At 66.6% G+C, this 14,900-nt stretch carries 16 protein-coding genes; 3 read left to right on the top strand and 13 right to left on the bottom strand.

What is annotated here, in order from left to right; translation table 11 throughout:
* Positions 1–222: 222 nt before the first annotated feature.
* The 8 genes from AC3FKH_RS24500 to rpe all read right to left on the bottom strand — a co-directional run bounded on the left by AC3FKH_RS24500 (position 223) and on the right by rpe (position 7,574).
* Positions 223–993 (bottom strand): uracil-DNA glycosylase, encoded by a 771-nt coding sequence (locus tag AC3FKH_RS24500; RefSeq protein WP_488678383.1) that lies wholly within the window; start codon positions 991–993, stop codon positions 223–225.
* 41 nt (positions 994–1,034) lie between these two features.
* Entirely contained in the window at positions 1,035–1,655 is a 621-nt protein-coding gene (locus AC3FKH_RS24495) for a CYTH domain-containing protein (protein WP_488678382.1), read from the bottom strand.
* 16 nt (positions 1,656–1,671) lie between these two features.
* Positions 1,672–2,475, bottom strand: coding sequence for an indole-3-glycerol phosphate synthase TrpC (trpC, locus tag AC3FKH_RS24490; RefSeq protein WP_483730488.1), 804 nt, complete (start codon positions 2,473–2,475; stop codon positions 1,672–1,674).
* Between the two features lie 26 nt (positions 2,476–2,501).
* Positions 2,502–3,533, bottom strand: coding sequence for an anthranilate phosphoribosyltransferase (gene trpD, locus AC3FKH_RS24485; RefSeq protein ID WP_488678381.1), 1,032 nt, complete (start codon positions 3,531–3,533; stop codon positions 2,502–2,504).
* Between the two features lie 68 nt (positions 3,534–3,601).
* The gene (locus AC3FKH_RS24480; RefSeq protein WP_488678380.1) at positions 3,602–4,171 is read right to left on the bottom strand and encodes an aminodeoxychorismate/anthranilate synthase component II; all 570 of its coding nucleotides are present in this window, start codon (positions 4,169–4,171) and stop codon (positions 3,602–3,604) included.
* Positions 4,172–4,188: 17 nt separating this feature from the next.
* Positions 4,189–5,706, bottom strand: a complete 1,518-nt coding sequence (gene trpE, locus AC3FKH_RS24475) for an anthranilate synthase component I (RefSeq protein WP_488678379.1) — start codon at positions 5,704–5,706, stop codon at positions 4,189–4,191.
* 435 nt (positions 5,707–6,141) lie between these two features.
* Positions 6,142–6,876 (bottom strand): phosphoglycolate phosphatase, encoded by a 735-nt coding sequence (gene gph / locus AC3FKH_RS24470; RefSeq protein ID WP_488678378.1) that lies wholly within the window; start codon positions 6,874–6,876, stop codon positions 6,142–6,144.
* Complete coding sequence (gene rpe / locus AC3FKH_RS24465; RefSeq protein WP_488678377.1) at positions 6,873–7,574, bottom strand: ribulose-phosphate 3-epimerase; 702 nt, start codon at positions 7,572–7,574, stop codon at positions 6,873–6,875. The genes gph and rpe overlap by 4 nt, the downstream gene beginning before the upstream one ends.
* A gap of 246 nt (positions 7,575–7,820) precedes the next feature.
* Here rpe and apaG point away from each other — a divergent pair, with 246 nt between their 5' ends.
* Positions 7,821–8,195 (top strand): Co2+/Mg2+ efflux protein ApaG, encoded by a 375-nt coding sequence (gene apaG, locus AC3FKH_RS24460; RefSeq protein WP_483730482.1) that lies wholly within the window; start codon positions 7,821–7,823, stop codon positions 8,193–8,195.
* Between the two features lie 38 nt (positions 8,196–8,233).
* Here the strand turns inward: apaG and AC3FKH_RS24455 are convergent, their stop codons facing one another.
* Positions 8,234–8,446 carry a hypothetical protein gene (locus AC3FKH_RS24455; RefSeq protein ID WP_483730481.1) on the bottom strand — a complete coding sequence of 71 codons (213 nt, stop codon included), beginning with the start codon at positions 8,444–8,446 and terminating at the stop codon, positions 8,234–8,236.
* Between the two features lie 116 nt (positions 8,447–8,562).
* Here AC3FKH_RS24455 and mltA point away from each other — a divergent pair, with 116 nt between their 5' ends.
* Positions 8,563–9,711, top strand: coding sequence for a murein transglycosylase A (gene mltA, locus AC3FKH_RS24450; RefSeq protein ID WP_488678376.1), 1,149 nt, complete (start codon positions 8,563–8,565; stop codon positions 9,709–9,711).
* A gap of 18 nt (positions 9,712–9,729) precedes the next feature.
* Here the strand turns inward: mltA and paaK are convergent, their stop codons facing one another.
* From paaK to AC3FKH_RS24430, 4 genes are all read right to left on the bottom strand, one after another.
* Positions 9,730–11,034, bottom strand: coding sequence for a phenylacetate--CoA ligase PaaK (gene paaK, locus AC3FKH_RS24445; RefSeq protein WP_488678375.1), 1,305 nt, complete (start codon positions 11,032–11,034; stop codon positions 9,730–9,732).
* 76 nt (positions 11,035–11,110) lie between these two features.
* Positions 11,111–11,554, bottom strand: coding sequence for a hydroxyphenylacetyl-CoA thioesterase PaaI (gene paaI / locus AC3FKH_RS24440; RefSeq protein ID WP_488678374.1), 444 nt, complete (start codon positions 11,552–11,554; stop codon positions 11,111–11,113).
* Positions 11,555–11,609: 55 nt separating this feature from the next.
* Entirely contained in the window at positions 11,610–12,434 is an 825-nt protein-coding gene (gene paaG / locus AC3FKH_RS24435; RefSeq protein ID WP_488678373.1) for a 2-(1,2-epoxy-1,2-dihydrophenyl)acetyl-CoA isomerase PaaG, read from the bottom strand.
* 136 nt (positions 12,435–12,570) lie between these two features.
* Entirely contained in the window at positions 12,571–13,080 is a 510-nt protein-coding gene (locus AC3FKH_RS24430) for a MarR family winged helix-turn-helix transcriptional regulator (RefSeq protein ID WP_488678372.1), read from the bottom strand.
* Between the two features lie 141 nt (positions 13,081–13,221).
* On the opposite strand from AC3FKH_RS24430, the gene AC3FKH_RS24425 reads away from it, so the two are divergent.
* Complete coding sequence (locus tag AC3FKH_RS24425) at positions 13,222–14,898, top strand: AMP-binding protein (protein ID WP_488678371.1); 1,677 nt, start codon at positions 13,222–13,224, stop codon at positions 14,896–14,898.
* The last annotated feature ends 2 nt before the right edge of the window (positions 14,899–14,900 follow it).

The raw sequence follows: 14,900 nt of genomic DNA, 5'->3' as shown, positions 1-14,900 counted from the left end.
CGCCCGTCGGGGCGTGCGGGTATCAGGCAATCTTGGGCGCGAGGATCACGAATCTGCTACGCCCAAGCTCGCCAAAAAATAAGGCAATCGACTTAGGGCGGAAATGGGCGCGGTCGGAATTCTAGTCTGGGATTTCCACTTTCTGATCAGCTCATGATGCATCGCAAAGAATTCGGGTGACGTGCATACGAGCCGACTTGAGCCTGCAGGAAGAGGCGGCGCTCAGGCCGCCAGCCAGTCGATCGGCGCACGCCCGTGCGCTTCCAGCCAACGATTGGCTTCGCGGAAATGTCCGCAGCCGAGGAAGCCGCGGTGCGCCGACAGCGGCGATGGGTGCGGGGCTTCGAGCACGCAGTGGCTGGCCGTCAGCAGCGGCTTCTTGGCCTGCGCGTGGCTGCCCCACAGCAGGAACACAAGGTTTGGATGGCTTTCGGCCAGCGCATGGATCAGGCAGTCGGTCACCGCCTCCCAGCCGCGCCGCGCATGGCTGGCGGCCTGGCCCTGTTCCACCGTCAGCACGGTGTTGAGCAGCAGCACACCCTGGCGTGCCCAGCCTTCGAGATTGCCGGACGCGCGCGGCGCCGGGCTGTCGCCATACTCGGCCGCGATTTCCTTGAAGATATTGCGCAGGCTCGGCGGCACCTTCACGCCGTCCGGTACCGAGAAGGCCAGGCCATGTGCCTGCGGCAACTCCACGCCGCCGACCACGCCGGTGCCGTGGTACGGATCCTGCCCCAGGATGACGACCTTGACCGCATCGGGCGGCGTCAGGTGCAGCGCATGGAAGACCTCGTGCGGAAAGACCGGCTTGCCGGCCGAGCGTTCGCCGTCGACGAAGCTGGCCAGCTCCTGCCAGGCCGGCGCTGTCAGGCAGGGTGCAAGCAAATCGCGCCAGGCGGCGGGCAGGGCATCGGCCTGGGCGTTCAGCCCGGCGGTCGCGGTTGCACGCGGCCTTGCGGTGTCGGTCTCAGGGGCGAACAGGTCAGCTTGCATGCGTACGAATGGAGGCGGAATCGCAGTGAGTAGGAAAGCTATCAGGCGTTGGCGACACCGGCCAGCCGGTAGCCGCGCGCGGCCTTGCTGAGATCGGACGGTGTCAGCGCGGCAATGGCTTGCAGGCGTGCGCCCAATGCGCGCAGCGCGTCGGCGGCCCGGCTTTCATCGCCTGACAGCCATTCCAGTTCCAGTTCCTGGATGCGTTCCTGCGCGTGCGTGGCCGGTGCAGTGATGGCGCCGCTGTCGAGCGCAGCCTCGATCTGTGCGCCGTCCTGTTCCACGATCCAGGTGCGGCGGACAAAGTCGGTGCGAAAGACCGGTGCAAGGCGCTCGGCCAGAGGATCCAGCAACGCCCGCGCTTCGTCCGGCAGCCGCTGCAGCTCGATGGCTTCGCCCGCGACTTCGGTTTCCCACTCGTGCCGGCTGGCCAGGCCCGCCTGGCTTTGCCCGGCGGTCTTCAGCGTTTGCAGCCACTGAGTGCCCTTGCAGCGCAAGCGCAGCGCGGCGCGCGCGCGGGCCAGGTCGCGTTCGGGCGTGTCGAGGTAGACGTTGAGCAGAGTGAGCTCGCCCTTCGCCTCGCCGTTGGCGTCAAGCCACGCCGCGACAGGCGCGAGACTGGCGTCAGGTACGGCAAGCTTGAGTTCGATTTCCTGTGCCATTGCCATTGCCGTTGGCTTACGCGAACAGCCGGGCCAGTTCGACGCCAGGGTCCGGCGCGCGCATGAACGCTTCGCCGACCAGGAAGGCGTGGACATCGGCATCGCGCATGCGCTTCACGTCGTCCGGGCCCAGGATGCCGGATTCCGTCACCACGAGGCGGTCGGCCGGCATGCGCGGCAGCAGCTCCAGCGTGTTGTCGAGCGAGACTTCGAAGGTGCGCAGGTTGCGGTTGTTCACGCCGAGCAGCGGCGTCTTCAGGCGCAGCGCGCGGTCGAGTTCATCGCCGCCGTGGACTTCCACCAGCACGTCCATGCCAAGCTCGTGCGCGCACGCTTCCAGGTCGGCCATCAGGCCCGGGTCCAGCGCCGAGACGATCAGCAGAATGCAGTCCGCGCCCCAGGTGCGCGCTTCATAGACCTGGTAAAGGTCGAGCATGAAGTCCTTGCGCAGCGCGGGCAGCGGGCAGGCGCCGCGCGCGCGCTTCAGGTAGTCGGCGTGGCCCTGGAAGAAATTCACGTCGGTCAGCACCGACAGGCACGCGGCGCCGTGGCTGGCGTAGCTCTCGGCAATCGCCTCGGGCACGAAGTTCTCGCGCAGCACGCCCTTGGACGGCGAGGCCTTCTTGACCTCGGCGATCACGCCGGCGTGGCCGGCGGCGATCTTCTCGCGCAGCGCGCGTTCGAAGCCGCGCGGGGCGAAGCCGGCCTCGTTGCGCAGGCTTTCGGCCTCGGCGCGCAGGCTGGGCAGGTCGCGCTTCTTGCGGGCGGCGGCGACTTCGTCGGCCTTGACGGCCATGATCTTTTGCAGGATGTCGGACATGCGGCGTTTCCGGCGATAAGTTGGTTTCAGGCCTTGAACTGCTGCGTGGCCCGCACGAAGTGGTCGAGCTTCTCGCGCGCGGCACCGCTGGCAATAGCTTCACGTGCGCGACGGATACCGTCTTCGATCGAGTCGGCCACGTTGGCGGCATACAGCGCGGTGCCCGCGTTGAGCGAGACGATCTCGCGCGGCGTGCCGGGAACGTTGCCGAGCGCTTCGAGAAGCATTTCCTTGGACTCGATCGCATCGGCCACCTTCAGGCCGCGGTTCGAGATCATCGACAGGCCGAAGTCCTCGGGGTGGATCTCGTACTCCCGGACTTCGCCGTCCTTCAGTTCGCCGACCAGCGTGGCGGCACCTAGCGAGACCTCGTCCATGCCGTCCTTGCCGTAGACCACCAGCGCGTGCTTCGCGCCCAGGCGCTGCATCACGCGCACCTGGATGCCGACGAGATCCGGGTGGAACACGCCCATCAGGATGTTCGGCGCGTCGGCCGGATTGGTCAGCGGGCCGAGGATATTGAAGATGGTGCGCACGCCCATTTCCTTGCGGATCGGCGCCACGTTCTTCATGGCCGGGTGATGGGTCGGGGCAAACATGAAACCGATGCCGGTCTGCGCGATGCACTCGCCGACCTGTTCCGACGTCAGCATGATGTTCACGCCGAGCGCTTCCAGCACGTCGGCGCTGCCCGACTTGGAACTCACGCCGCGGTTGCCGTGCTTGGCGATCTTCGCGCCGGCAGCGGCCGCGACGAACATCGAGGCCGTCGAGATATTGAACGTATGCGAGCCGTCGCCGCCGGTGCCGACGATATCGACGAAATTCTCGCGGTCCGCCACGTCGACCTTGTTGGCGAATTCGCGCATCACCTGCGCCGCGGCCGAGATCTCGCCGATGGTTTCCTTCTTCACGCGCAGGCCGGTCAGGATCGCGGCGGCCATCACCGGCGAGATCTGCGCCTGCATGATCTGGCGCATCAGGTGCAGCATCTCGTCGTGAAAGATCTCGCGGTGTTCGATGCAGCGGGTCAGCGCTTCCTGGGCGGTGATGGTCATGGCGGTCTCGGTCGTTTGGGTGGCAGGCGGCGCGATGGAAACGGACGGGGTGGGGGTGTCGAGCAGCCTCATCGCGTCGTCTTCACGAAGTTGGCCAGGAGCGCATGGCCATGCTCGGAAAGAATCGACTCGGGATGGAACTGCACGCCCTCGACGGCCAGCGTCTTGTGGCGCACGCCCATGATCTCGCCGTCAGGCGTCCAGGCGGTCACTTCCAGGCAATCGGGCAGGGTTTCGCGCTCGATCGCCAGCGAATGATAGCGCGTCACGTCGAAGTGCTTCGGCAGACCGGAGAACACGCCTTGCTGCGTGGTCTCGATGGTGCTGACCTTGCCGTGCATGACCTGCTTGGCGCGGATCACCTTGCCGCCGAAGGCTTCGCCGATGGCCTGGTGGCCCAGGCACACGCCGAGCAGCGGCACCTTGCCGGCGAAGTGCTGCAGCACGGCCACCGAGATGCCGGCTTCCTTCGGGCTGCACGGGCCGGGCGACACGCAGATGTGGTCGGGCCTGAGCGCCTCGATTTCCTCCAGCGAGATTTCGTCGTTGCGATAGGTGCGCACGTCCTCGCCGAGTTCACCGAAGTACTGGACAAGGTTGTAGGTAAAGGAATCGTAGTTGTCGATCATCAGCAGCATGGCCTTGTCTCCCTTGTTCAGATGTCGGAGTCCAGGCCATCCTGGACCTGCTCGGCGGCGCGGATCACGGCGCGCGCCTTGGCTTCGGTTTCCCTCCATTCGGCTTCGGGGTCCGAATCGGCGACGATGCCAGCCGCGGCCTGCACATAGAGGTTGCCGTCCTTGACGATGCCGGTGCGGATGGCGATTGCCAGGTCCATCTCGCCGCCGAACGACAGGTAGCCCACGGCGCCGCCGTAGACGCCGCGCTTGCGCGTCTCCAGTTCATCGATGATCTCCATCGCGCGCACCTTGGGCGCGCCCGACAGCGTGCCGGCCGGGAAGGTCGCGCGCAGCACGTCCAGGTTGCTCATGCCGGGACGCAGCGTGCCTTCGACCGAGCTGACGATGTGCTGCACGTGCGAGTATTTCTCGATCACCATCTTGTCGGTGACCTTGACCGTGCCGGTCTCGGCAATGCGGCCGATATCGTTGCGCGCCAGGTCGATCAGCATCACGTGCTCGGCGATCTCCTTCGGGTCGTTGAGCAGTTCGGTGGCGAGCTGGGCGTCTTTCTCCGGCGTATTGCCGCGCGGGCGCGTGCCGGCCAGCGGGCGGATGGTGATGATGTGTTCGTTGCGGGTATCGCCGTTGGTGCCGACCTTGCGCGATTCCTGGCGCACCAGGATCTCCGGCGAGGCGCCCACGATCTGGAAATCGCCGAAGTTGTAGAAGTACATATACGGCGACGGGTTCAGCGAACGCAGCGCGCGGTACAGCGACAGCGGCGCGTCGCGGTACGGCTTGGTCAGGCGCTGGCCGATCTGCACCTGCATCATGTCGCCGGCCATGATGTATTCCTTGGCCTTGTGCACGGCGGCGAGGTAATCGGCCTTGTCGAATTCGCGGTAGACATCGGTCTGCACGGACGGGCTGGTCACAGGCACGTCGACCGGCTGGCGCAGCTTCATGCGCAGCTCGCGCAGGCGCTGGCGCGCGCGCGGATAGGCTTCGGGCGTGGTCGGGTCGGCGTAGACGATCAGGTAGAGCTTGCCCGACAGGTTGTCGATCACGGCAAGCTCTTCGCACAGGAGCAGTTGGATGTCGGGCAGGCCGAGGTCATCGTCCTTCTTCGTGTCGGCCAGCTTCTTCTCGATATAGCGCACCGCGTCGTAGCCGAAGTAGCCCGCCAGGCCGCCGCAGAAGCGCGGCAGCCCGGGGCGCAGCGCCACCTTGAAGCGGCTTTCGAACTCGGCGATGAAATCCAGCGGGTTGCCTTCGTGGGTCTCCACCACCTTGCCGTCGGTCACGACTTCGGCGCGATTGCCGTAGGAGCGCAGCAGCGTGCGGGCATGCAGGCCGATGAAGGAGTAGCGTCCGAAGCGTTCGCCCCCAACCACCGATTCGAGCAGGAAGGTATTGACGCCGCGCGTCTGCGACTGGGCCAGCTTCAGGTACAGCGACAGCGGCGTTTCCAGGTCGGCAAAGGCCTCGGCGATCAGCGGGATGCGGTTGTAGCCCTGGTCGGCCAGCGATTTGAATTCGAGTTCTGTCATGTCGATCCTCGTTTGCGGCGCGCGGCGTTATCAGGTGGCGCGGCGCCGCGGTGTCGGCAATTCGGGCGGGAGACGGCACAAGGCCAGCTCCGGATTGGGAACCGTGGTGCGGGAAGACTGCGGACAAGACCGCACACGGCCTGGGCGGCGTGTGGCGCGTTCTGAGCTAAACGTAGCACATGGGGCTACGCTTGCTGGCGGGGAGTGAAGAGGGATCCTGGTAAGGATGCCGGCACCCTGGCCGGTTGCTAAAGGCCTTCGGTACGAAGGCCCTTCAGCGGACTCGCGAACGCACTTTACGCCTGTTGGGAGGCGCGCCAGCGACGCCAGGGCCAAGCCTGCCGATCACTGCCAGAAGAGATGCGTTTGCGGTTGAAGAACATTGAGGTGTTCAGGGGCTGTAGAGATCTGATTGCCTGCGCTTTTACCGTGCTTCTAGCGCGCTTCGTGTGCAGCAAGAAGCTCTGCCACGCGGGCAATGGAATCGACTATACCATCGGCGTCGACGCCTTGTACAGGGTTGCCATGGTTGTAGCCATAGGGCATCAGCAGCACGCCCATGCCTGCCGCGCGGGCCGCCTGCGCGTCGTTTTCGGAGTCGCCGATGGCCAGCATGGCGGACGGATCGAGGTGGAAAACCTCGGCCACCTTGAGCAGCGGGTACGGGTCCGGCTTGCGCAGCGGGAACGCGTCGCCGCCGTAGACCAGCTCGAAATACTGCGCGAGCCCGGTCTTGGCCAGCAGCGGTTCGGTGAAGTTGTAGGGCTTGTTGGTCACGCAGGCCATGCGCAGGCCGGCCGCCTTCAGCGCCGCCAGGCCTTCGCGCACGCCGGGGTAGATCTGCGAGAACTGGCCGTTGATGCGGAGGTACTCGCGGTCGTAGAGCGCATAGGCCTCGGCGAACAGGCCGTTGGCGTGCAGCGGCGGGAAGCGCGCATCCAGCACGCGCCGGATCAGGTTTTCCGAGCCCTTGCCGACGAAGCTGACGATGTCCTGTTCGGACATCGGCGCCACCGGCCCGAGGTTGGGGTACCGGTGCGCGAGTGCCAGCAGCATGGCGTTGATCGAGGCGTGGAAATCGCCAGCGGTGTCGATCATGGTGCCGTCCAGGTCGACGATCACGCCTTCGATGCCGCTCCAGTCAGTGCGGCGCAGCGTCATGCCGCTCATTGGCCGGCCTTGGCCAGCTCGGCGCGCAGGGCGGAAATGATGCCGCGGTAGCCGCCATCTGCATCGGGCTTGCCGAACACGGCCGAACCAGCCACGAAGGTGTCTGCGCCAGCTGCGGCGATCTCCGCGATGTTGTCGACCTTCACGCCGCCATCCACCTCCAGCAGGATCTTGCGGCCGGTGCGCGCGGTGTAGGCGTCGATGCGCTGGCGCACCGCGCGCAGCTTGTTCAGTGTCTCGGGAATGAACGACTGGCCACCAAAGCCCGGGTTGACCGACATCAGCAGGACCACGTCCAGGCGGTCCATCACGTGGTCCAGGTGGTGCAGCGGCGTGGCCGGGTTGAATACCAGGCCGGCCTGGCAGCCGTTGTCGCGGATCAGCGCGAGCGAGCGGTCCACGTGTTCGCTGGCTTCCGGGTGGAAGGTGATGATATTGGCACCGGCCTTGGCGAAGTCCGGGATGATGCGGTCCACCGGGCGCACCATCAGGTGCACGTCGATCGGGGCGGTCACGTGCGGGCGGATGGCCTCGCATACCAGCGGGCCCACCGTCAGGTTCGGGACGTAGTGGTTGTCCATCACGTCGAAGTGGATCCAGTCGGCGCCAGCCTCGGTCACGCGGCGGACTTCCTCGCCCAGGCGGGCAAAGTCGGCGGACAGGATGGACGGGGCGATGCGGAAGGTGGGCGTGCTCATGGCGGCGGGTGAAAAAATGGGGACAGTAGGGTGGCGGCGCGGCGGAATCGGGCGGAGTAGGCTCAAATTCGGGCTCAAAATCAGGCTCAAATCGGGTTCCCGCGGGGCGATCCGGGGACTGCCGGCCGGCGAATGGCGCGTATTTTACGCCTGTCGGCGCCACGGGGCCGAGCCTGGCTTCGCACTTGCCGCTACCGGAGCCTTGCCGCACAATGCGCCTACCCTTGAGCCGGATTCCGCAGACAAATGAGCGAGTACGCTTTTTCCGTGGCGGTACGTACCCAGTACCTGCCCGACCAGTCCGACCCCGAACGTGGGCGCCATGCCTTCGCCTACACCATCACGATCCACAATACCGGCGAAGTCGCCGCGCAGCTGATCTCGCGCCACTGGATCATCACCGACAGCGACAATGCCTCGCAGGAAGTCGCGGGCCTGGGTGTGGTTGGCCACCAGCCGCTGCTCAAGCCGGGCGAGCATTTCGAGTACACGAGCTGGGCCACCATCTCGACGCCAGTCGGGTCGATGAAGGGCGAGTACTTCTGCGTGGCCGAGGACGGCCACCGCTTCGAGGTGCCGATTCCCGAATTCGCTCTGGTGCTGCCGCGCATGCTGCACTGAACTGAATCGCATCACCCCGTCATGCGTGCGCCGGGAACCTACTGGCGCGGCTGGCTGTCCTGATCCTGCGCCGGCTTTTGGTTTTGATCCTGGCCCTGGCGCGACGGGTGGTCGGCGGGGGCACGGGACGGGCGCGGGTTCTTCTTCGCCGTGCCCATGGTCCAGACCACGATGAAGATCAGCAGCAACAGCGCCACGCCGGCTTCGGCCGCGAACAACAGCATCGGGTGGGCTTCAAGGAACTCGGACATGATCGGGACGGCGGGCGGCCTTTACGGGCGCCGCAACGGTGACGATTGACGCCGGGCATTGTAGGGCATCGGCCCCGATGCATGCGCGGCGGCGCTGGACAATACGAACTGACAAGATGGCAATTCCGCATTTCTATTCCGCGTACCCGCGACCGAAGGACAGGCCCCAAGCCAGCGTGCCATGGCGCGGCTGGGTCGCGCTGGCTGCTGGCGCCGCGCTGCTGGCCGGCTGCATGAGCGGGCCGCCGCCGCGCATCGAGACCGGCGGCACGCCCGGCACGACCGCCCCGACCCCGGGCACGCAGAAGGGCCGTTTGCAGGCCGCGAACTGGAACGAAATCAACGGCTGGAGCCAGGATGACATGCGCGCCGCCTGGCCCGCGCTGCAAGCCAGCTGCCAGGCGCTGAAGAAGCGCGCCGAATGGGGCCGCGCCTGCGCCGCGGGCCTGATGGTCGACGCCGGCGACCTCGTCGCCATGCGCGCCTACTTCGAAACCAATTTCCAGCCGTTCCGCGTCATCAACGGCGACGGCTCCGACAGCGGCCTGATCACCGGCTACTACGAACCCATCCTGCATGGTTCGCGCACGCGCCAGGGCCAGTTCCAGATTCCGCTGTACCGCAAGCCGGCGCAGATGGCCGGCCGGGCGCTGCCCGCGCGGGCCGAGCTGCTGCAGAACCCGTCCATGCGCGGCAACGAACTGGTGTGGGTGGACGACGCAGTGGAGGCCGCTTTCCTGCAGATCCAGGGTTCTGGCCGTATCCGGCTGCCCAACGGTACCCTGATGCGGGTGGGCTTTGGCGGCACCAATGACCAGCCGTTCCGCTCGTTCGGCAAATGGCTGCTCGACCGCGGCGAGATCACGCCGGCGCAGGCCACCATGCAAGGCATCAAGGCGTGGGCGCGTGCCAACCCGTCGCGCGTCGAAGAGATGCTCAATGTGAATCCGCGTTTCGTGTTCTTCCGCGAACTGCCGCCGACCAATGACGGCCCGGTCGGCGCGCTGGGCGTGCCGCTGACGGCGGAGCGCTCGATCGCGGTTGATCCGGCCACCATCCCGCTGGGCGTTCCGGTGTTCCTGTCGACCACGCGTCCACTGTCGACCGAACCGATCGAGCGGCTGATGTTCGCGCAGGATACCGGCAGCGCCATCAAGGGCGGCGTGCGCGCGGATTTCTTCTGGGGTGCCGGCGATGCGGCGGGCGAGACCGCCGGCCGCATGAAGCAGGGCGGCCGGATGTGGGTGCTGATGCCGCGCAGCTGACGCGCGCGGACATAGTGCCTAGCGCGGGCGCTGGTCGACGATTCGCCTTGCCTTGCCGACCGAGCGCTCGATGCCGCCGGTCGGCAGCACCTCGATGCCGGCGCTGACGCCGATATACGCCTTGATATCGTGGGCCAGCGCGTCGCGCGCGGCTTGTGCGGTCGCCGGGTCGCCGCCGTGGGCGCATTCCACGCGCACCGTCAGGTTGTCCATCGGACCTTCGCGTGTCAGCACGCACTGGTAGTGCGGCGCCAGTTCCGCGCGCTTCAGGATCAGCTCCTCGATCTGCGACGGGAACACGTTCACGCCGCGAACGATCATCATGTCGTCGGTGCGGCCGGTGACCTTTTCCATGCGCCGGAACGCCGCGCGCGCCGTGCCCGGCAGCAGCCGGGTCAGGTCGCGGGTGCGGTAGCGGACCACCGGCATCGCCTCCTTGGTCAGCGAGGTGAACACCAGCTCGCCGAATTCGCCATCGGGCAGCACCGCGCCGGTGTCAGGGTCGATGATCTCGGGGTAGAAGTGGTCTTCCCAGATGGTCGGGCCGTCCTTGGTCTCGGCACATTCATTGGCAACGCCCGGGCCCATCACCTCGGACAGGCCGTAGATGTCCACCGCCGAGATGTTCATGCGCTTTTCGATCGCTAGCCGCATTTCCGGCGTCCACGGCTCGGCGCCGAAGATCCCTACGCGCAGCGAGGTCGTGGCCGGGTCGATGCCCTGGCGCTCGAATTCATCGGCGATCGCCAGCATGTAGCTCGGCGTGACCATGATGATCTCAGGCTTGAAATCCAGGATCAGCTGCACCTGCCGCTCGGTCTGCCCGCCACCGAACGGGATTGCCGTGAGGCCAGCCTTTTCCACGCCGTAGTGCGCTCCGAGGCCGCCGGTGAACAAGCCATAGCCGTAGCTGATGTGGACCTTGTCGCCGCGCCGGGCGCCGGCCGCGCGGATCGATCGCGCCATCACGGTGGCCCAGGTGTCGATGTCCTTGAGCGTATAGCCGACCACCGTCGGCTTGCCCGTGGTGCCCGACGAGGCATGCACGCGCGCCACGCGGTCCTGGGGCACGGCGAACATGCCGAACGGGTAGTTGTCGCGCAGGTCCTGCTTGCTCGTGAACGGGAAGCGCGCCAGGTCCGCCAGCGTCTGGACCTGGTCCGGATGCACGCCGGCCTCGTCGAACTTGCGGCGGTAGACCGGGGAATGCTCGTAGGCATGATGCAGCGACCACTTCAGGCGTTCGAGCTGCAGCGCCTGCAGTTCGGCGCGGCTGGCGGTCTCGATGGGCTCGAGCGGAAGATCGGTCAGGCGCGTACTCATCTCGTCTCCTGCAAGGGGGGCGTTCTTGTCGATGACATCGTCTTGCGCGGGGGCCGGTCGCATGCCCGGCGCGGCTTCAGGCGACGCTGTCCGGCGATACCACGTGTCCTTTGATCTGCGCCGACTTGCCGCGGAACATCGCCACGGCTTCGCCGGCGGCATTGGTCACGCGGATATCGTAGATGCCGTGCCGGCCGGACAGGGTTTGCTCTGCGGCCTCGGCCGTCAGCACATCGCCGCCGTGCACGGGCTTCAGGAACTCGATGCTGCAACCCGCTGCCACCGTGTTGATATTGTGGCTATTGCACGCGAAAGCGAAGCTGGAGTCTGCCAGTGTAAACATCAGGCCGCCGTGGCAGATGCCATGACCATTGAGGAATTCCGGACGCACCGGCATGGTCAGGCGGGCGTAGCCGGGCCGCACTTCCTGCACCACGATGCCCAGCCAGCGGCTGCAGGTATCGGCTTCGTACATGGCGGCGGCGGCCGCCTCGGCAAGTGCCTGCGGATTCTTGGTCAAGCGGATCTCCTGTCTTTCGGTAGGGCGGCGCCGGATGGCGACTGGCGCCTGCCGGTCAGCGGCCGGTGAACTTGGGTGCGCGCTTTTCCAGGAAGGCATTGACGCCTTCCGCATAGTCGGCGGATTGTCCCAGCTCGCGCTGCAGGTCACGCTCCAGGTCGAGCTGCGCATCCAGCGTCGAGTTGCCGCTGGCATACATGGCGCGCTTGATCGCCGCGAGCGCGCGCGTGGGCTGGGCCGCCAGATGCGTGGCGAGTGCCAGCGCCTGCCCGTGCAGCAGCGCATCGTCCATGGTCTCCCAGACCAGGCCCCATTTCTCGGCCTCTTCGGCCGTGAGCTTGTCGCCGGTCATGGCCAGGCCCATGGCGCGCGCCATGCCGATTCGCTTGGGCAGCAGCCAGGTGCCGCCGGAATCGGGCACTAGCCCGATCTTGACGAAGGCCTGGATGAAGCTGGCCGAGCGCGCTGCCAGCACCATGTCGCAGGCCAGCGCCAGGTTGGCGCCGGCGCCCGCCGCAGTGCCGTTCACGGCGGCTATCACCGGCAGCGGCAGGGCCTGCAGACGGCGGACGAGCGGATTGAAATAGCTGTCGATCAGTGTGCCCAGGTCTGTCATCTTGCCGGGCGTGAAGTCCAGGTCGGCCAGGTCCTGTCCGGCGCAGAAACCGCGGCCGGCGCCAGTCAGCAGCAGCGCGCGGGCGCCGCCTGCCTCCACGTGGTTCAGCGCCTGCTGGAGCGCGCCGTGCATCTCGCGGGTAAAGCTGTTGAGCTTGTCGGGGCGGTTCAGGGTGACGACGGCTACATTGCCTTGCCATGTCAGCAAGACGGGGCCGGAATCCAGGCTGACCGGCTGGCCAGCGGGCGCGGACATCGGGGGCATTGATTGTCTCCTGCCTTGGTGTTCTCGTCGGGCGGCTTTAATTACCCGACCGGTCGGTCGGTGAATGGTAGCACTGAATCCCGCGCGAGGGTGGTCCACCCGTGACAAAGGCAACGCCGCCGCTGCAGCCGGCGTGTCAGTTCCCGCTTGCGGCGGAATCGTCGATTGCCGCCAGAAGCTGGCGCAGCGCGTGCGCCGCCGCGCCGGAATCCTCCGGATTCATCATCGCCGTCAGTTCGTTGAGCCGCGCGACCCGTTCGTCGAGAGCGCGATCGATGAGAGTCTTGCCCTGGTCCGTCAATTCCACCTCGAGGCGCCGACGATCGTTTGGATCCGGCAGGCGGCGCACCAGTCCCTTGTCCTCCAGGCGGTCGAGCAGCACGGTCATGGTTCCCGTGGTGAGGATGGCGATCCGGCTAAGGTCCGACGGTGACGCCCGCTGGGGAAAGCGCCGCCGCAAGGCCGCCAGGACCTGGAACTGGCCCGAGGAAATCCCATGGGCTTGAGAGAGCCGGCCCAGTTCGCGCTCCAGTATGCCGCCGAGGCGAATCACCCGGATGAGCATGTCCGCGTGCTGCAAATCCAGATCCGGCCTGGCCGCCCGCCATTCCTCTAGGAATCGGTCCACATAGTCAGTCGTAGTCATGGGACAAAGAATACTTGATCTCAAGTTTTTCTTCTACTGATAGCTTGACTTCAAGTTATTTGGATTCTAGCATTCAGCCAAGATCAGTCGGGCGACATGCCGACTGGCGTCAAACCGCAACGACAACGGGGCGCAGCAAGAATGGCTATTGGCTCGACAAAGGGGTCGCCGACGCAGGCAGGCGATACATCCGCAACCGACCTCAGGTCGGTGCGCGCGGCGTTCGACGCAGCGTGCTGCCGTTACCCGGGGCGCCCGTTCCTGCATATTCCGGCGCAGGCCACGGCGGACTATGGCGGCCAGGCCGTCGACTGGACCTATGGCTGCGCTGGCAACCGCGTGAGAGAACTTGAAGCAGAGTTCCGCGATGCCGGCCTGTGCCGTGGGCACCGGGTGGCGCTGATGCTGGAAAACCGCGCCGAGTTCTTCCTGTGCTGGCTGGCTCTCAATGGCCTGGGCGTGTCGGTGGTACCGCTCAATGCGGAAAGCAGCGCGGCGGAGATCGCGCATGTGCTGCGCGACAGCGCGGCAGCCATGGTCGTGGCGCTGGATTGCCGCTGGCAGCCGCTGGAGCCAGCGCTGGCGGCAACTGGCGTACCGATGCCGCCGGTCTGCCGCCTTGGCGCCGACAGTATGTCGGTGCCGACGCCGCAGGGCAGGCCGGCGGCAGGCAACGACGAGTGCGCGCTGGTCTATACGTCGGGCAGCACCGGCCTGCCCAAGGGCTGCATGCTCTCGAACGAATACATGCTGCAGTTCGGCCGCTGGTACCTGTCGCTGGGCGGGCTGTGCCGGATCGAAGCCGGGGCGGAGCGCCTGATCACGCCGCTGCCGCTGGTGCATATGAACGCACTGGCCTGCTCGTCGATGGCGATGATCCTGAGTGGCGGCTGCATCGTGCAGCTGGACCGTTTCCACCCTGGCAGTTGGTGGCAGACGGTTGCGCAAAGCGGCGCGACGATCGTGCACTACCTCGGCGTCATGCCCGCGATGCTGCTGCAGTTCCCGCCGCAGACCGGCGAGCGCGCGCATGCAGTCAAGTTCGGCTTCGGTGCGGGCGTGCATCCGAAACATCATGCGGCGTTCGAGGAGCGCTTCGGCTTTCCGCTGGTCGAGTCGTGGTCGATGACCGAAGTGGGGGCGGGCAGCGCCGTCGCAGCCAATATGGAGCCGCGCCATCCCGGCACCCGCTGCTTTGGCCGGCCCGCCCCCCACGTGGAATACCGCATCGTCGACGAACAGGGCGAAGACGTGCCGCCCGGCGCCGCCGGCGAACTGCGCGTGCGCGCCGCCGGCGCCGATCCGTGCGCCGGCTTCTTCTCCGGCTACGCCAACCAGCCCGAGCTGACCGAGGCCGCCTGGGCCGGCGGCTACTTCCATACCGGCGACATCGTGCAGGCCGGCAGCGACGGCTCGCTGCATTTCGTCGATCGCAAGAAAAGCATCATCCGCCGCAGCGGCGAGAACATCGCCTCGCTGGAGATCGAGGCCGTGCTCAACCAGCTGCCCATGGTGCGCAACGTTGGCGTGGGCCCGGTCGACGACGAGACACGGGGCGAGGAAGTGATGGCATGCCTTGAGCTCGTGCCCGGCCACGCACCCACGCGTGAGCTGGCGCTGGAGATTTTCGCGGCTGCGGCAGAGCGGCTCGCGTACTACAAGCTGCCGGGATACATCGCCTTCGTGCCGGCGTTGCCGCTGACCGCATCCAACAAGCTGCAGCGCGGCGTGCTCAAGGAATCCATGCGCCGCCTGGTCGGCGAGCGCGCGGCGTACGACCTGCGCGCGCTGAAGAAGCGCCCGGCGGCGCGTACCTGATG

It is taken from the genome of Cupriavidus sp. 21MJTG02-4 (assembly GCF_057798975.1).
Note: the sequence above shows the minus strand (reverse complement) of the source record. Positions and strands in the feature narration are given on the sequence as shown.